The 17,896-nt window shown below is 52.9% G+C and carries 16 protein-coding genes; 15 read left to right on the forward strand and 1 reads right to left on the reverse strand.

Features of this window, described 5'->3' with window-relative positions; translation table 11 throughout:
* Nucleotides 1–78: 78 nt before the first annotated feature.
* The 10 genes from rsmG to V6944_RS03650 all read left to right on the forward strand — a co-directional run bounded on the left by rsmG (nucleotide 79) and on the right by V6944_RS03650 (nucleotide 8,208).
* Nucleotides 79–702: a 16S rRNA (guanine(527)-N(7))-methyltransferase RsmG gene (gene rsmG / locus V6944_RS03605; protein WP_333497932.1), complete on the forward strand. Its 624-nt coding sequence runs from the start codon at nucleotides 79–81 to the stop codon at nucleotides 700–702.
* 614 nt (nucleotides 703–1,316) lie between these two features.
* Entirely contained in the window at nucleotides 1,317–1,697 is a 381-nt protein-coding gene (gene atpI / locus V6944_RS03610; RefSeq protein WP_333497933.1) for a F0F1 ATP synthase subunit I, read from the forward strand.
* A gap of 8 nt (nucleotides 1,698–1,705) precedes the next feature.
* Nucleotides 1,706–2,521 carry a F0F1 ATP synthase subunit A gene (atpB, locus tag V6944_RS03615; protein WP_166515107.1) on the forward strand — a complete coding sequence of 272 codons (816 nt, stop codon included), beginning with the start codon at nucleotides 1,706–1,708 and terminating at the stop codon, nucleotides 2,519–2,521.
* Between the two features lie 46 nt (nucleotides 2,522–2,567).
* On the forward strand, nucleotides 2,568–2,807 hold the full coding sequence (atpE, locus tag V6944_RS03620; protein ID WP_000429386.1) for a F0F1 ATP synthase subunit C: 240 nt from the start codon (nucleotides 2,568–2,570) through the stop codon (nucleotides 2,805–2,807).
* Nucleotides 2,808–2,873: 66 nt separating this feature from the next.
* Nucleotides 2,874–3,344: a F0F1 ATP synthase subunit B gene (atpF, locus tag V6944_RS03625; RefSeq protein ID WP_035893620.1), complete on the forward strand. Its 471-nt coding sequence runs from the start codon at nucleotides 2,874–2,876 to the stop codon at nucleotides 3,342–3,344.
* A gap of 14 nt (nucleotides 3,345–3,358) precedes the next feature.
* On the forward strand, nucleotides 3,359–3,892 hold the full coding sequence (atpH, locus tag V6944_RS03630; RefSeq protein ID WP_035893618.1) for a F0F1 ATP synthase subunit delta: 534 nt from the start codon (nucleotides 3,359–3,361) through the stop codon (nucleotides 3,890–3,892).
* A gap of 12 nt (nucleotides 3,893–3,904) precedes the next feature.
* Nucleotides 3,905–5,446, forward strand: a complete 1,542-nt coding sequence (gene atpA, locus V6944_RS03635; protein WP_166515109.1) for a F0F1 ATP synthase subunit alpha — start codon at nucleotides 3,905–3,907, stop codon at nucleotides 5,444–5,446.
* A 49-nt stretch (nucleotides 5,447–5,495) separates the two neighbouring features.
* Nucleotides 5,496–6,359: a F0F1 ATP synthase subunit gamma gene (atpG, locus tag V6944_RS03640; protein WP_035893615.1), complete on the forward strand. Its 864-nt coding sequence runs from the start codon at nucleotides 5,496–5,498 to the stop codon at nucleotides 6,357–6,359.
* Nucleotides 6,360–6,385: 26 nt separating this feature from the next.
* Nucleotides 6,386–7,768, forward strand: coding sequence for a F0F1 ATP synthase subunit beta (atpD, locus tag V6944_RS03645; RefSeq protein ID WP_035893613.1), 1,383 nt, complete (start codon nucleotides 6,386–6,388; stop codon nucleotides 7,766–7,768).
* A gap of 20 nt (nucleotides 7,769–7,788) precedes the next feature.
* Nucleotides 7,789–8,208, forward strand: a complete 420-nt coding sequence (locus V6944_RS03650; RefSeq protein WP_064540602.1) for a F0F1 ATP synthase subunit epsilon — start codon at nucleotides 7,789–7,791, stop codon at nucleotides 8,206–8,208.
* 518 nt (nucleotides 8,209–8,726) lie between these two features.
* Here the strand turns inward: V6944_RS03650 and V6944_RS03655 are convergent.
* On the reverse strand, nucleotides 8,727–10,904 hold the full coding sequence (locus V6944_RS03655; protein ID WP_333497934.1) for a right-handed parallel beta-helix repeat-containing protein: 2,178 nt from the start codon (nucleotides 10,902–10,904) through the stop codon (nucleotides 8,727–8,729).
* 345 nt (nucleotides 10,905–11,249) lie between these two features.
* Here V6944_RS03655 and glmU point away from each other — a divergent pair, with 345 nt between their 5' ends.
* From glmU to pstA, 5 genes are all read left to right on the forward strand, one after another.
* Complete coding sequence (gene glmU, locus V6944_RS03660) at nucleotides 11,250–12,620, forward strand: bifunctional UDP-N-acetylglucosamine diphosphorylase/glucosamine-1-phosphate N-acetyltransferase GlmU (protein WP_333497935.1); 1,371 nt, start codon at nucleotides 11,250–11,252, stop codon at nucleotides 12,618–12,620.
* A 173-nt stretch (nucleotides 12,621–12,793) separates the two neighbouring features.
* On the forward strand, nucleotides 12,794–14,623 hold the full coding sequence (gene glmS / locus V6944_RS03665) for a glutamine--fructose-6-phosphate transaminase (isomerizing) (protein WP_333497936.1): 1,830 nt from the start codon (nucleotides 12,794–12,796) through the stop codon (nucleotides 14,621–14,623).
* Between the two features lie 296 nt (nucleotides 14,624–14,919).
* The gene (gene pstS, locus V6944_RS03670) at nucleotides 14,920–15,960 is read left to right on the forward strand and encodes a phosphate ABC transporter substrate-binding protein PstS (protein ID WP_220440792.1); all 1,041 of its coding nucleotides are present in this window, start codon (nucleotides 14,920–14,922) and stop codon (nucleotides 15,958–15,960) included.
* A 73-nt stretch (nucleotides 15,961–16,033) separates the two neighbouring features.
* A complete protein-coding gene (pstC, locus tag V6944_RS03675) occupies nucleotides 16,034–16,993 on the forward strand; it encodes a phosphate ABC transporter permease PstC (protein ID WP_106930132.1) in 960 nt (319 codons plus the stop codon).
* A complete protein-coding gene (gene pstA, locus V6944_RS03680; protein ID WP_185668160.1) occupies nucleotides 16,993–17,883 on the forward strand; it encodes a phosphate ABC transporter permease PstA in 891 nt (296 codons plus the stop codon). The genes pstC and pstA overlap by 1 nt, the downstream gene beginning before the upstream one ends.
* Nucleotides 17,884–17,896: the final 13 nt, after the last annotated feature.

Below are 17,896 nucleotides of genomic sequence, written 5' to 3' on the forward strand. Positions count from 1 at the left end.
TACGCCCACCGGGCCTACAACCTAGGCCGGAGAGGGCGAAGCCGTCATCCGGCAGATTATCGCTAACAGGTATTCTCCGTGCTCAACAAACTCTCCCGACTGCTGAATGAAGCAGGAATCTCCCTCTCCGATCACCAGAAAAACCAGCTTGTGGCGTACGTGGATATGCTGCATAAGTGGAACAAGGCCTACAACCTGACCTCCGTACGCGATCCTAACGAGATGCTGGTCCGCCATATTCTCGACAGCATCGTGGTAGCGCCATCGCTCAAAGGTGAACGCTTTATCGACGTCGGTACGGGACCTGGTCTGCCGGGTGTTCCGTTGTCTATTGTGCGTCCTGATGCTCACTTCACGCTGCTGGATAGCCTGGGCAAACGCGTCCGTTTTCTGCGCCAGGTGCAGCACGAGTTAGCGCTGACTAACATCACGCCGGTGCAGAGCCGCGTTGAAGACTTTCCAGCTGAACCGCCGTTTGACGGCGTGATTAGCCGTGCATTTGCTTCGCTGACTGACATGGTGACCTGGTGCCACCACCTTCCTGGTGATACTGGACGCTTCTATGCATTGAAGGGGCAGTTGCCAGAAGATGAAATCGCTCAGCTTCCAGCACCGTTTAGCGTCGAGAGCGTGGTACCGTTAAACGTTCCTCAGCTGGAAGGGGAGCGTCATTTGGTTATTATTAAAGCAAATAAAATTTAATTTTTATCAAAAAAAGTAGAGAAAATGTAGGGTCTCTGGTGTTAACAAATGCGCGACAATTTGTGCCAGTGACCCGCTATATTTAACTGGTTATTAACTTTGATGTAGCCTCACCGTAACGCGGCTTTTTTTGTTAAGACTTAAAATAGTCAACATGGAAAATATCAGTCTGCTAAAAGTCAGCCCATTCGTCATTTTGTCATGTTAATAAATTATTATAAATGTCAATGAATGGTTTTTGTTCTGTATCGCGGTGTTTTTAAAAGAGTGGGCTGATTAAGCCTTAGATATCAGAATGATGGAAACATCCGTTTTGCTACAATGATTTATGCGGTTTGCTCGAAAATGTTTAATATGTGATCTCGTGCACGCTTTGTAATCACTATTTTCGGTGTATTTGCAGTTTTGTACGATCGTTCACACTTTGGCGAAAAGTAGAAAAACAGCGCGAATGAAAAATAATTAAATATTTATTCACGTTTTGGCTACTTATTGTTTGAAATCACGGGGTGTCACCGTATAATTTGACCGCTTTTTGATGCTTGACTCAGAGCATTAAAGAACGTTTTATACGACACGCGGCATACCTCAAAGGGAGCAGGAGTACAAACGTGATGTCTATGTCGCTCGTGAGTCGAAACGTTGCACGAAAGCTTCTGTTCATTCAGCTTCTGGCAGTGATAGCAAGTGGATTGCTGTTCAGCCTAAAAGACCCCTTCTGGGGCATCTCCGCCGCGTGCGGAGGCCTGGCAGTGTTACTGCCTAATATGTTGTTTATGATTTTTGCCTGGCGTCACCAGGTACATACACCTGCTAAAGGCCGAGTGGCCTGGACGTTCGCCTTCGGGGAAGCGTTCAAAGTGCTTGCGATGCTGGTGTTACTGGTCGTGGCGCTGGCGGTTTTAAAGGCGGCATTCTTGCCGCTGATCGTGACATGGATTTTGGTGCTAGTGGTTCAGATACTGGCGCCCGCTGTAATTAACAACAAAGGGTAAAAGGCATCATGGCTTCTGAAAATATGACGCCGCAGGAATACATAGGACACCATCTGAATAACCTTCAGCTGGACCTGCGTACTTTCTCGCTGGTAGATCCGCATAACCCCCCAGCCACCTTCTGGACGCTCAATATTGACTCCATGTTCTTCTCGGTGGTGCTGGGTCTGTTGTTCCTGCTTACGTTCCGTAGCGTTGCCAAAAAAGCAACCAGCGGCGTACCAGGTAAATTTCAGACCGCGATTGAGCTGGTAATCGGCTTTGTTCATGGCAGTGTCAAAGACATGTACCATGGCAAAAGCAAGGTTATCGCACCGCTAGCCCTGACGATCTTCGTCTGGGTCTTCCTGATGAACCTGATGGACTTACTGCCTATCGACCTGCTGCCGTATGTTGCTGAGCACATACTGGGCCTGCCGGCGCTGCGCGTGGTTCCGTCTGCGGACGTAAACATTACCCTGTCTATGGCACTGGGCGTGTTTATCCTGATTCTGTTCTACAGCATCAAAATGAAAGGCATCGGTGGCTTCACGAAAGAGCTGACACTGCAGCCGTTCAATCACTGGGCATTTATTCCTGTCAACTTAATCCTTGAAGGGGTAAGCCTGCTGTCCAAACCGGTATCTCTGGGTCTGCGACTGTTCGGCAACATGTATGCCGGTGAGCTGATTTTCATTCTGATTGCTGGTCTGTTGCCGTGGTGGTCACAGTGGATTCTGAATGTGCCGTGGGCCATTTTCCACATCCTGATCATTACGCTGCAAGCCTTCATCTTCATGGTTCTGACGATTGTCTATCTGTCGATGGCGTCTGAAGAGCATTAATTTACCAACACTACTACGTTTTAACTGAAACAAACTGGAGACTGTCATGGAAAACCTGAATATGGATCTGCTGTACATGGCTGCCGCTGTGATGATGGGTCTGGCGGCAATCGGTGCTGCGATCGGTATCGGCATCCTCGGGGGCAAATTCCTGGAAGGCGCAGCGCGTCAACCGGATCTGATTCCTCTGCTGCGTACTCAGTTCTTTATCGTTATGGGTCTGGTGGATGCTATCCCAATGATCGCTGTAGGTCTGGGTCTGTACGTGATGTTCGCTGTCGCGTAGTAAGCGTTGCTTTGAATTAAGTAAGAGCAATATCAGAACGTTAACTAGATAAAGAGGCATTGTGCTGTGAATCTTAACGCAACAATCCTCGGCCAGGCCATCGCGTTTGTCCTCTTCGTTCTGTTCTGCATGAAGTACGTATGGCCGCCTTTAATGGCAGCCATCGAAAAGCGTCAAAAAGAAATTGCTGACGGCCTTTCTTCTGCAGAACGAGCTAAAAAGGATCTGGACCTTGCACAGGCCAATGCGACCGACCAGCTGAAAAAAGCGAAAGCGGAAGCCCAGGTAATCATCGAGCAGGCGAACAAACGTCGCTCTCAGATCCTGGACGAAGCCAAAACTGAAGCAGAGCAGGAACGTAACAAAATCGTGGCACAGGCTCAGGCAGAAATTGATGCTGAGCGTAAACGTGCCCGCGAAGAGCTGCGTAAGCAAGTCGCTATCCTGGCTGTTGCTGGCGCCGAGAAGATCATCGAACGTTCCGTGGATGAAGCTGCTAACAGCGACATCGTGGACAAACTTGTCGCTGAACTGTAAGGAGGGAGGGGCTGATGTCTGAATTTGTTACGGTAGCTCGCCCCTACGCCAAAGCAGCTTTTGACTTTGCCGTCGAACACAAAAGCGTAGATCGCTGGCAGGACATGCTGGCGTTTGCCGCCGAAGTGACGAAGAACGAACAAATGGCAGAGCTTCTGTCTGGTGCGCTGGCACCGGAAACGCTCTCTAAGTCGTTTATCGCAGTATGCGGTGAGCAACTGGACGAAAACGGCCAGAACCTGATTAAGGTCATGGCTGAAAATGGTCGTCTTAAAGTGCTCCCGGATGTTCTCGAGCAGTTCATTCATCTGCGCGCCGCGAGTGAAGCTACCTCTGAGGTAGAAGTCATCTCCGCGAATGCGCTCAATGAAGAACAGCTTGCGAAAATCAGCGCCGCGATGGAAAAGCGTCTGTCACGCAAAGTTAAGCTGAATTGCAAAATCGATAAGTCTGTAATGGCGGGCGTTATCATCCGTGCGGGTGATATGGTCATTGATGGCAGCGTACGCGGCCGTCTTGAGCGCCTTGCAGACGTCTTGCAGTCTTAAGGGGACTGGAGCATGCAACTGAATTCCACCGAAATCAGCGAACTGATCAAGCAGCGCATTGCTCAGTTCAGTGTTGTGAGTGAAGCTCACAACGAAGGTACTATTGTTTCTGTAAGTGACGGTGTTATCCGCATCCACGGCCTGGCCGATTGTATGCAGGGTGAAATGATCTCCCTGCCGGGTAACCGTTACGCTATCGCACTGAACCTGGAGCGCGACTCCGTAGGTGCTGTAGTAATGGGTCCGTACGCTGACCTTGCCGAAGGCATGACCGTCAAGTGTACTGGTCGTATCCTGGAAGTTCCGGTTGGCCGTGGCCTGCTGGGCCGTGTGGTTAACACCCTGGGTGCACCAATCGATGGTAAAGGCGCGCTGGACAACGACGGCTTCTCCGCCGTTGAAGCTATCGCACCAGGCGTAATCGAACGTCAGTCCGTTGATCAGCCAGTTCAGACTGGTTATAAATCCGTTGATGCCATGATCCCAATCGGTCGTGGTCAGCGTGAACTGATCATCGGCGACCGTCAGACCGGTAAAACCGCGCTGGCAATCGACGCCATCATCAACCAACGTGATTCCGGCATCAAGTGCGTATACGTTGCTATCGGCCAGAAAGCGTCCACCATTTCTAACGTGGTACGTAAACTGGAAGAACACGGCGCGCTGGCTAACACCATCGTTGTTGTGGCAACCGCGTCTGAATCCGCTGCACTGCAATACCTGGCACCATATGCCGGTTGCGCAATGGGCGAATACTTCCGCGACCGCGGCGAAGATGCGCTGATCATTTATGATGACCTGTCTAAACAGGCTGTTGCTTACCGTCAGATCTCCCTGCTGCTCCGTCGTCCACCAGGACGTGAAGCATTCCCGGGCGACGTATTCTATCTGCACTCCCGTCTGCTGGAGCGTGCTGCGCGTGTTAACGCCGAATACGTTGAGACCTTCACCAAAGGTGAAGTGAAAGGGAAAACCGGTTCTCTGACCGCTCTGCCGATTATCGAAACGCAGGCAGGTGACGTTTCCGCATTCGTTCCGACCAACGTAATTTCCATTACCGATGGTCAGATCTTCCTGGAAACCAACCTGTTCAACGCCGGTATTCGTCCTGCGGTTAACCCGGGTATCTCCGTATCCCGTGTTGGTGGTGCAGCTCAGACCAAGATCATGAAAAAACTGTCCGGTGGTATCCGTACCGCTCTGGCACAGTATCGTGAACTGGCAGCGTTCTCTCAGTTCGCATCTGACCTTGACGATGCAACCCGTAAGCAGCTGGACCATGGTCAGAAAGTGACTGAACTGCTGAAACAGAAACAGTATGCGCCGATGTCAGTCGCGCAGCAGTCTCTGGTTCTGTTCGCGGCAGAACGTGGTTATCTGGCGGATGTAGAGCTGGCGAAAATCGGTAGCTTCGAAGCCGCTCTGCTGGCTTACGTTGACCGTGATCACGCTCCGTTGATGCAAGAGATCAACCAGTCCGGTGGCTATAACGACGAAATCGAAGGCAAGCTGAAAGGCATCCTCGATTCCTTCAAAGCAACCCAATCCTGGTAAAGTCTGACGGCCTGTCTTAGGGCAGGCCGTAGGCATTGAGGAGAAGCTCATGGCCGGCGCAAAAGAGATACGTAGTAAGATCGCAAGCGTCCAGAACACGCAAAAGATCACTAAAGCGATGGAGATGGTCGCCGCTTCCAAAATGCGTAAATCGCAGGATCGCATGGCGGCCAGCCGTCCTTATGCAGATACCATGCGCAAAGTGATTGGTCACCTTGCGAACGGTAATCTGGAATATAAGCACCCGTACCTGGAAGAACGCGACGTTAAGCGCGTGGGCTACCTGGTGGTGTCTACCGACCGTGGTCTGTGCGGTGGCTTGAACATTAACCTGTTCAAGAAACTGCTGGCGGATATGAAGGCATGGACCGAAAAAGGCGTTCAGTGCGACCTCGCAATGATCGGCTCTAAAGGTGTGTCCTTCTTTAATTCCGTAGGTGGCAACATTGTCGCTCAGGTAACCGGTATGGGCGATAAACCTGCCCTGTCCGAACTTATCGGTCCGGTAAAAGTGATGTTGCAGGCCTACGACGAAGGTCGTCTGGACAAGCTTTATATTGTCAGCAACAAATTTATTAACACCATGTCTCAGGTGCCGACGATCACCCAACTGCTGCCGTTACCGGCTTCAGAAGATGATGATCTGAAACGTAAAACCTGGGATTACCTGTACGAACCCGATCCGAAAGCGCTGCTGGATACCCTCCTGCGTCGCTATGTCGAATCTCAGGTCTATCAGGGCGTGGTAGAAAACCTGGCCAGCGAGCAGGCCGCACGTATGGTGGCGATGAAAGCCGCGACCGACAATGGCGGCAGCCTGATTAAAGAGCTGCAGTTGGTATACAACAAAGCTCGACAGGCCAGCATTACTCAGGAACTCACCGAGATCGTCGGTGGTGCATCCGCGGTATAACCAGGTTAATTCGTAGAGGATTCAAGATGGCTACTGGAAAAATTGTCCAGGTAATCGGCGCCGTAGTTGACGTCGAATTCCCTCAGGATGCCGTACCGCGCGTGTACGAAGCTCTTGAGGTGCAGAATGGTAATGAAGTTCTGGTGCTGGAAGTTCAGCAGCAGCTCGGCGGCGGTATCGTACGTACCATCGCTATGGGTTCTTCCGACGGTCTGCGTCGCGGTCTGGATGTTAAAGACCTCGAGCACCCAATCGAAGTTCCGGTAGGTAAAGCAACGCTGGGTCGTATCATGAACGTACTGGGTCAGCCAGTAGACATGAAAGGCGACATCGGTGAAGAAGAGCGTTGGGCTATCCACCGCGCTGCACCTTCCTACGAAGAGCTGTCTAGCTCTCAGGAACTGCTGGAAACCGGTATCAAAGTTATCGACCTGATGTGTCCGTTCGCGAAGGGCGGTAAAGTCGGTCTGTTCGGTGGTGCGGGTGTTGGTAAAACCGTAAACATGATGGAGCTGATCCGTAACATCGCGATCGAGCACTCCGGTTACTCCGTGTTTGCGGGCGTAGGTGAACGTACTCGTGAGGGTAACGACTTCTACCACGAAATGACCGACTCCAACGTTATCGATAAAGTATCCCTGGTATATGGCCAGATGAACGAGCCACCGGGAAACCGTCTGCGCGTTGCTCTGACCGGTCTGACCATGGCTGAGAAATTCCGTGACGAAGGTCGTGACGTACTGCTGTTCGTCGATAACATCTATCGTTACACCCTGGCCGGTACTGAAGTATCTGCACTGCTGGGTCGTATGCCTTCAGCGGTAGGTTACCAGCCGACTCTGGCGGAAGAGATGGGCGTTCTGCAGGAACGTATCACCTCCACCAAGACCGGTTCTATCACCTCCGTACAGGCGGTATACGTACCTGCGGATGACTTAACTGACCCATCCCCAGCAACTACCTTTGCTCACTTAGATGCAACCGTAGTACTGAGCCGTCAGATCGCTTCCCTGGGTATCTACCCTGCGGTTGACCCGCTGGACTCCACCAGCCGTCAGTTGGATCCGCTGGTTGTTGGTCAGGAACACTACGACACCGCTCGTGGCGTTCAGTCCATCCTGCAGCGTTATCAGGAACTGAAAGACATCATCGCCATCCTGGGTATGGATGAGCTGTCTGAAGAAGACAAACTGGTGGTAGCACGCGCACGTAAAATTCAGCGCTTCCTGTCCCAGCCATTCTTCGTAGCAGAAGTATTCACCGGTTCTCCGGGTAAATACGTTTCGCTGAAAGACACCATCCGTGGCTTTAAAGGCATCATGGACGGCGAATACGATCACCTGCCGGAGCAGGCGTTCTACATGGTCGGTTCCATTGACGAAGCAGTGGAAAAAGCCAAAAAACTTTAACGCCTTAATCGGAGGGTGATATGGCAATGACTTACCACCTGGACGTCGTCAGCGCAGAGCAACAAATGTTCTCTGGTCTGGTCGAGAAAATCCAGGTAACGGGTAGCGAAGGTGAACTGGGTATTTACCCGGGCCACGCACCGCTGCTCACCGCCATTAAGCCTGGTATGATTCGCATCGTTAAACAGCACGGCCACGAAGAGTTTATCTACCTGTCCGGCGGCATTCTTGAAGTGCAGTCTGGCACCGTGACCGTTCTGGCTGATACCGCTATTCGCGGCCAGGACCTCGACGAAGCGCGAGCTCTGGAAGCGAAACGTAAGGCCGAAGAGCACATTAAGAGCTCTCATGGTGACGTGGATTACGCTCAGGCGTCTGCGGAACTGGCCAAAGCGATCGCTAAACTGCGCGTTATCGAGTTGACCAAAAAAGCGATGTAACACCGGCTTGAAAGTCAAAAAGCCAGTCTGGTTTCCAGACTGGCTTTTTTTATGGTTTGTTTTAATTAAAATGAAACTGAAAAGGTATTTTAAATATTTTGTGATTTGAGTCACAAAAATGTTGATCGATAAATGTCCTAGGAGTAGACTTCTTTTTGTGACATGAGTCACAGAAAACACCACTACTATCGCAGGATAAAAATCATGAAACTGATCAATAAAATCATCGCCCTTTTCAGCGCTATGAACATCTCTTTCGGTACTTTCAACCTGTAGGGTTGATGATCGCACTGGCCGCCTCACCTGTAGGTCAGATGCCGTTCTGTTAAGCGCTGTACCGCTAACGAAAACCACAACACATGCGGTGTAAACAGAACCAAAAACGAAGAAGGTCGCCTCACGGCGACCTTTGTATTTTGTAGGCCGGAGAATTTCCCGGAGTCGGTGCTGGCGCACCTCGTCCGGGCTACCCAAGTATGTAGCCCGTCCAGGCGAAGCGCCGTCGGGGAAGCGGTTTTTTAATCCTTGGTCAGGAAATTCCCAGTATTAAAACTCCCATCCGCATTACGGGTCAGCGGCTGCGGTAGTGACAGCGACTGGAAATCTTCCGCGCGCAGCTCCTTGCCTTCGGTATTAACGCTTTTACCTTTCTCAATGAAGTAGTTGGTTGTATCAATGTTCCCGACCACCGCATCGTCATATTTCCCCGGCTGACTGCGCAGCGAAATATTGTCGCTGAACACGCCCTGAGTAGCGGCATCGCCGTACGGGCTTGGACGGAAGATAAAGTTGAAGCGCTGGTTATCAACGGCAACGTTGTTCACCACCACCAGCTTACCCGGGTTGAAGTTATCGGTGAAACCATCGAGATGGTTACCCATGGCGATACTGTTGCGGATTTCATGGGCCACCGGCTGGCCTTCGCCGCCGAGCTTGAAGCCGTTGCTGGTGTTGTTGCGAGCAATGGAGTTCTCAATCACCACTACGCCGTTCGCACCATCCTCAATCTTGTTGAACAGATCGAAACCGTCGTCAATGTTGTCGTGGGAGTAGCACCCTTCCAGGCGGTTACCTTCACCCACGCGCATTTTCACCGCAAAACCGTCGGCGTTGATCTTACCCGGATCTTCATTGCTATAAGACTCAGAGTTCACCACGCGGTTATGGCTTGCCCATAATGGGCGACCTAGCTTATCGGCGGAAGAGATCTGGATCCCGGTGTCGTCATTGTGATAGGCGGTAACGTTTTCGATGAGGTTATGGCTTCCCTGAATACGCAGGCTCTTGTCGGTAATATCCACGCCGCGAATCGTCCAGTAGTGGCCGTCTAACAGCATGCCGTGGATAACCGCTTTGCCCGCCGCTTCCAGGGTTTTACGACCCTTTTCAAGGCCGCTTGCGGAGAGAGGGATATCGGTCTTCGCGTAGTCGCCCGCTGCTAGCACCACTTTACCGCCCGGTGGCACCAGCGCGATGGCGGTGGCTAGATCCATTGGCGCTTGTGCCGTGCCTTTGGCATCGGCTTTACCGTCGGCGGCGGCGTACAGCGTGCTGCTTACCGTAGCTTTGTGCTGGCTAACGGAAAGCTGCTGTTCAACCGGCGAACGATCGCGCCCGCTGGTGGGGGTAAAGGTAATCTGGAAGTTGTTGCTCTCGGTGAGCTTCGTTGGCAGGGTAAACATCTCTCCGGCTTTCACCGGTTTATTCTCCCCGATCACCACTTCATTCTGGCGCACCGAGAACTGACCGTCGTAGTTGGCTCGCGCCTGTAAGGTATAGTTCTGGCCTGCACTCTGGCTGCCTGATGCCACCTGCATCACCACCGGCCAGGATTTTGCCACAAACGGCTTCGAGGCAACGGTCTGAGCTGCCGACGTTGTTAATGAGGCGTCGCTGACGGTGATTTTCGCATTACGGGAAGCAAAGAAGCCCACGTAGTACTGCTTTTTATCCTGCACCGAAATCAGATCGGCATTCGGCACCTGCTGGATGACCCACTCTTCGCTACCAACCGGCGCCCAGGCGGTGATAAAGCCTTCATTCGTTCGCTCGAGCTTAAGGCGGAAGGCCGGCGACTCTCGCAGGTCAACGCCTTCCTTATAGCTTACTTTTTTAATCTCAGAGCCCGCATTACCCCAGGGTTGGGTGATGCCGTTGCGCGAGATAGCCTGCAGCTTAACGCGGTAATCGTCTTTTTTATCCTGGGTCATGATGGCGTTCATCACCATGTTTGAAGCCGCAGGAAACTCTTCATAGCCCTCTTTCAACGGCTCCTGACGAGGCGTACCGATAATATCGCGTACCAGCAGTCCAGCCCCTTCCTGAGCGGCCGGTTTGGCGCCATTTTCCGGGCCAAACTGATCGACGGTGACCGTAGCGGAGAGAACAAAGTTCTCATCGCTGGGTAGCGTGGTGTAGAAAAAGGTCAGGCCATCGTGCGAGTTGGCAATTTTACCGCCGCGGCTTTCAATGGTGATAGGTTTACTGAGTGAGGCAATCTGCTGCGGCGTCAGCGTCTTACCGTCAATCGTCACGTTGTTAACGCCAACCTTCTCCGGCAACACGTTAGAGGAGAAGTTAACGTCAGTGGATTGCCCAAAAGCGATCGCCTTCCATTGCTGGGGCGCCTGGGCCTGTGCCGAGAGGGAGAGTGCTGCGCTACAAAGTGTCAGAGCCAGAGGTATTTTCTTTTTCATATCATCTTCCTGAATGGTTTGGCGCCGTAATTATCAACAAATCAAAACGCTGTTTCTTTTTCGCTCGTCACAATATCGAGTAAATAAAACAGCGTTTTAAATCTGATATGACCTTTATTCAGGTGTCAAAAAAACAATATAAGCAGAGAGATAGCGTGCTAACCCGTGATTAGACTGATTTCTTACGAGACAAATGCGTTTGATATGGACGAAAATAAGGGAAGAAAAACAGGGCGAAAGATAATGTTGAGCGTTTTATCAGCAGGCCATTTCATGGCGAAAAATATGTAGAATTTTCAACGTTAACCCGCTTTACTTCATACTTAATCTACAGACAGGATGCCTATGTCTAACCGTACCATGAGCGTTGTGATCCTTGCCGCGGGCAAAGGCACGCGTATGTATTCCGATCTTCCAAAAGTGTTGCACACCCTGGCCGGCAAACCGATGGTGCAGCATGTCATTGATGCCGCGAATCATGTTGGCGCGAACCGGGTCCATCTGGTGTATGGCCACGGCGGTGATTTACTGAAGCAAGCCTTATCCGACGACAACCTGAACTGGGTGCTGCAGGCTGAACAGCTGGGCACCGGCCATGCGATGCAGCAGGCTGCGCCGTTCTTCGCGGATGACGAAGATATTTTGATGCTCTACGGCGACGTGCCGCTGATCTCCGTTGAAACGCTGCAGCGCCTGCGTGAAGCCAAGCCGCAGGGCGGAATTGGCCTGCTGACGGTGGTGCTGGACGATCCAAGTGGTTATGGTCGTATTACCCGTGAGAACGGCAAAGTGACCGGCATCGTTGAGCACAAAGATGCCACCGACGCACAGCGTCAGATTCAGGAGATCAACACCGGTATCCTGATTGCTAACGGCGCGGATCTGAAGCGCTGGCTGGCGAAGCTCGACAATAACAATGCGCAGGGCGAGTTCTATATCACCGATATTATCGCCATGGCATACCACGAAGGTCGTGAGATTGCCGCGGTTCACCCGGCGCGTATCAGTGAAACTGACGGCGTGAATAACCGTCTGCAGCTTTCCCGCCTTGAACGCATTTATCAGTCCGAACAGGCAGAAAAACTGCTGCTGGCAGGCGTAATGCTGCGCGACCCGGCGCGTTTTGACCTGCGTGGCACCTTGTCTCATGGGCGCGATGTCGAAATTGATACTAACGTTATCCTTGAAGGCAACGTGGTACTGGGCCATCGCGTTAAAATCGGCGCGGGCTGCGTGATTAAAAACGCCACTATCGGTGACGACTGCGAAATCAGCCCGTACAGCGTGGTGGAAGATGCCCATCTGGAAGCGGCTTGTACCATCGGCCCATTCGCCCGTCTGCGTCCTGGCGCTGAGCTGCTGGAAGGCGCGCACGTGGGTAACTTCGTCGAAATGAAAAAAGCGCGTCTGGGTAAAGGCTCAAAAGCCGGTCATCTGACCTACCTTGGCGATGCGGAAATTGGCGACAACGTGAACATCGGTGCGGGTACCATTACCTGCAACTACGATGGTGCCAACAAGTTTAAAACGATTATCGGCGACGATGTTTTTGTCGGCTCCGACAGCCAACTGGTGGCGCCGGTAACGATTGGCAAAGGCGTGACCATTGCGGCCGGTACCACCGTGACCCGCGACGTTGCTGATAACGAACTGGTGCTGAGCCGTGTACCGCAGGTCCACAAGCAAGGCTGGCAGCGTCCGGTAAAGAAAAAGTAATTTCTGTAGACCTGATACAGGCCTACATGGGTGAGGAGATAACATAATCTCCCGCCCAAAAAGCAGTACCCATAAAAATAACCCCACTCTCTACAAGGCTCGGGGCGCCCAGAATACGGGCAACAGGTTGACCGACAACGCATGGCATAATGCCAAAATCGGAATAGAAAACTATGTGTGGAATTGTTGGCGCAGTCGCGCAACGTGATGTAGCTGAAATCCTTCTCGAAGGTCTCCGTCGCCTGGAATACCGTGGCTATGACTCTGCTGGTCTGGCCGTAGTAGACGCTGAAGGTCATATGACCCGCCTGCGTCGTCTGGGGAAAGTCCAGATGCTGTCACAAGCTGCGGAAGAACATCCGCTGGTGGGCGGCACCGGTATTGCTCACACCCGCTGGGCAACCCACGGCGAACCGTCGGAAGGCAACGCGCATCCGCATGTTTCTGACCACATTGCGGTGGTGCATAACGGCATCATCGAAAACCATGAACCGCTGCGCGAAATGCTGCAGGCGCGTGGCTATGTTTTTGTTTCAGCGACCGATACCGAGGTGATCGCTCACCTGGTGCACTGGGAGATGGAACAGGGCGGTACCCTGCGTGAAGCCGTGCTGCGCGCTATCCCGCAGCTGCGAGGTGCCTACGGCACGGTGATTATGGATTCTCGCGACCCAAGCACGCTGCTGGCCGCGCGTTCCGGTAGCCCGCTGGTTATCGGCCTCGGCATGGGCGAGAACTTTATCGCTTCTGACCAGCTGGCGCTGCTGCCGGTCACCCGTCGCTTTATCTTCCTCGAAGAGGGCGATATTGCCGAAGTGACGCGCCGTTCGGTCGCGGTATTCGATAAGTCTGGTGCCAGCGTGAAGCGTCAGGAGATCGAATCTAACCTGCAATATGACGCGGGCGATAAAGGTATCTATCGCCACTACATGCAGAAAGAGATCTACGAACAGCCGAACGCCATCAAAAACACCTTAACCGGGCGAATCAGCCACGGCAAAGTGGATCTCAGCGAGCTGGGCCCACAGGCCGACGCGCTGCTTTCTCGCGTTGAACATATCCAGATTATCGCCTGCGGCACCTCCTATAACTCCGGGATGGTCGCGCGCTACTGGTTTGAATCACTGGCCGGCATGCCGTGTGATGTCGAAATTGCTTCGGAATTCCGCTATCGCAAATCGGCCGTCCGCCCGAACAGCCTGGTGATTACCCTGTCGCAGTCTGGCGAAACCGCCGACACGCTGGCAGGCCTGCGCCTGACTAAAGAACTGGGATACCTAGGCTCGCTGGCAATTTGTAACGTCGCGGGGTCCTCGCTGGTGCGTGAATCCGATCTGGCGATTATGACCAATGCCGGGGCGGAAATTGGCGTGGCGTCCACCAAAGCGTTCACCACCCAGTTGACGGTACTGCTGATGCTGGTGGCGAAGATGGCGCGTCTGAAAGGGGCGGATGCGTCCGTGGAGCATGAGATAGTTCATGCGCTGCAGGCGCTGCCAAGCCGCATCGAGCAGATGCTGTCTCAGGACAAACGCATTGAAGCGCTGGCGGAAGATTTCTCCGACAAGCATCACGCGCTGTTCCTGGGTCGCGGCGATCAGTACCCGATTGCCCTTGAAGGTGCGCTGAAGCTCAAAGAGATCTCCTACATTCACGCGGAAGCGTATGCCGCAGGCGAGCTGAAACATGGCCCGCTGGCGCTTATCGATGCGGATATGCCGGTTATCGTCGTCGCACCGAATAACGAACTGCTGGAAAAACTGAAATCCAACATCGAAGAGGTGCGCGCGCGCGGCGGTGAGCTGTACGTGTTTGCTGATAAAGATGCGGCGTTCAGCAACAGCGACAATATGCACATCATCGAGATGCCGCACGTAGAAGAGGTGATTGCACCTATTTTCTACACCGTGCCGCTGCAACTACTGGCTTACCACGTGGCGCTGATCAAAGGCACCGATGTAGACCAGCCGCGTAACCTGGCGAAGTCGGTTACCGTCGAATAAGTTCGGTTAGTCAAAACGATCCGGCTCTGCCTCAGGCACAGCCGGATTTTTTTTATCACCAGAAGCTGTCATAAAGCGTGACTTTTACGCTGTCATAAAAAGAAAATTTTGCGGTAATTTCATTGTAAATTATTTTTATAACGTACTGATTTATATTGATTTAATAATATTGTTTTTCGCATGGTTTTCGTTGTCATTAAACTGTAATAAACCTTACATATAACTGTCACCTGATTGTCCTATTTTGCTCCTCGTAGCCACTAAACAATCATTTACGGATTCTTGCAGGAGACATTATGAAAGTTATGCGTACCACTGTCGCAACTGTTGTCGCCGCGACCTTATCGATGAGCGCTTTCTCTGCTTTTGCAGCAGCAAGCCTGACGGGTGCTGGTGCAACCTTCCCGGCGCCAGTGTATGCCAAATGGGCAGATACCTATCAGAAAGAGACCGGTAGCAAAGTAAACTACCAGGGTATCGGCTCCTCCGGTGGCGTAAAACAAATTACCGCTAACACCGTTGATTTCGGCGCATCTGATGCTCCGCTGTCTGACGACAAACTGGCTCAGGAAGGCCTGTTCCAGTTCCCGACCGTTATCGGCGGTGTGGTTCTGGCTGTTAACATCCCTGGCCTGAAATCCGGCGAGCTGGTGCTTGACGGTAAAACCCTGGGCGACATCTACCTGGGTAAAATCAAGAAGTGGGATGACGCTGCCATTACCAAACTGAACCCGGGCGTTAAGCTGCCTTCTCAGAACATCGCCGTTGTGCGTCGTGCTGATGGTTCCGGTACCTCTTTCGTGTTCACCAGCTACCTGTCTAAAGTGAACGAAGAGTGGAAATCCAAAATTGGTGCGGGCTCTACGGTAAACTGGCCGACCGGTCTGGGCGGTAAGGGTAACGACGGTATCGCGGCATTCGTACAGCGTCTGCCTGGCTCCATCGGTTACGTTGAATATGCTTACGCTAAGCAGAACAACCTGGCTTACACCAAACTGGTTTCTGCCGATGGCAAGCCGGTTAGCCCGACTGAAGACAACTTTGCGAACGCCGCTAAAGGCGTTGACTGGAGCAAATCCTTCGCGCAGGACCTGACTAACCAGAAAGGTGACAACGCGTGGCCGATTACCTCCACCACCTTCATCCTGGTTCATAAACAGCAGCAGAAACCTGAGCAAGGTGCTGAAGTGCTGAAGTTCTTTGACTGGGCGTATAAAAACGGCGGCAAACAGGCGAACGAGCTTGATTACGCCACTCTGCCTCAGAGCGTGGTTGAGCAGGTTCGTGCTGCATGGAAGACCAACGTGAAAGATAGCAGCGGTAAAGCGCTGTACTGATTACGGTAGCCCGGCGGAAACGCCGGGCAACGTGTAAGCGTCGTGGCGGATTTTAAACTGGAAAGAGTGATTTATGGCTGCAACTAAGCCTGCTTTTAACCCACCGGGTAAAAAGGGTGACATGATATTCAGCGCGCTGGTAAGACTGGCTGCGCTGATTGTGCTATTGATGTTGGGCGGGATTATCGTCTCTCTGATCATCTCCTCCTGGCCTAGTATGGAGAAGTTCGGCTTCGCCTTCTTGTGGACCAAAGAGTGGGATGCGCCTAACGACATCTACGGCGCGCTGGTACCAATTTACGGTACGCTCGTGACCTCCTTTATCGCGCTGCTGATCGCCGTTCCGGTGAGCTTCGGTATCGCACTCTTCCTGACTGAACTGGCACCGAACTGGCTGAAACGCCCGTTAGGTATCGCGATTGAACTGCTGGCGGCGATTCCCAGCATCGTTTACGGCATGTGGGGCCTGTTTATCTTTGCTCCGCTGTTCGCGACCTACTTCCAGGAGCCCGTCGGCAATATCCTTTCTAACATCCCGTTTGTCGGTGCGCTGTTCTCCGGCCCGGCGTTTGGTATCGGTATCCTGGCGGCTGGGGTTATCCTCGCCATCATGATCATCCCGTATATCTCCGCCGTTATGCGTGATGTATTCGAACAAACCCCGGTGATGATGAAAGAGTCGGCCTACGGCATCGGCTGCACCACCTGGGAAGTTATCTGGCGTATCGTTCTGCCGTTCACCAAAAACGGGGTCATAGGCGGCGTGATGCTCGGCCTGGGCCGCGCGCTGGGTGAAACGATGGCGGTAACCTTTATCATCGGTAACACCTACCAGCTCGACAGCGCATCGCTGTATATGCCGGGCAACAGCATTACCTCCGCACTGGCGAACGAATTCGCCGAAGCGGAATCTGGTCTGCACGTCTCCGCGTTGATGGAACTGGGTCTTATCCTGTTTGCGATTACCTTTATCGTGCTGGCGGCATCGAAGTTCATGATTATGCGCCTGGCGAAAAACGAGGGGGCACGCTAATGACGACGCTGGAAATGCAAAGCACCGCCGCGCTGGCGGAGTCTCGCCGCAAGATGCAGGCGCGTCGCCGCATGAAGAACCGCATTGCGCTGACGCTATCGATGGCCACCATGATCTTCGGCCTGTTCTGGCTGGTGTGGATCCTGATGGCGACCATTACCCGCGGCATCGACGGTATGTCGCTGGCGCTGTTTACCGAAATGACGCCGCCGCCAAATACGGCGGGCGGTGGTCTGGCTAACGCCCTGGCGGGCAGCGGCCTGCTGATCCTGTGGTCGACCGTTATCGGTACCCCGCTGGGCATTATGGCGGGCATCTATCTGGCGGAGTACGGGCGTAAATCCTGGCTTGCTGAAGTGATTCGCTTCATTAACGACATTCTGCTCTCCGCACCCTCCATCGTGGTCGGTCTGTTCGTCTACACCATCGTGGTGGCGCAGATGCAGCACTTCTCCGGCTGGGCGGGCGTGATTGCGCTGGCGCTGCTGCAGGTACCTATCGTTATTCGTACCACCGAGAACATGCTGAAACTGGTGCCGGATAGCCTGCGTGAAGCAGCCTACGCGCTGGGCACGCCGAAATGGAAGATGATCTCTGCGATTACGCTGAAAGCGTCTATCTCCGGGATTATGACCGGTATTCTGCTGGCTATTGCGCGTATCGCCGGTGAAACGGCCCCGCTGCTGTTTACCGCGCTCTCCAACCAGTTCTGGAGCACCGACATGATGCAGCCCATCGCCAACCTGCCGGTGACCATCTTTAAATTTGCGATGAGCCCGTTTGCTGAGTGGCAGCAACTGGCCTGGGCCGGGGTGCTGATTATCACTCTGTGCGTACTGCTGCTGAACATTCTGGCGCGCGTTATTTTCGCGAAGAAGAAACACGGTTAATTTTTTACAGCGC

This window comes from Kluyvera sp. CHPC 1.2972 (assembly GCF_036759925.1).
Lineage (GTDB): Bacteria > Pseudomonadota > Gammaproteobacteria > Enterobacterales > Enterobacteriaceae > Kluyvera.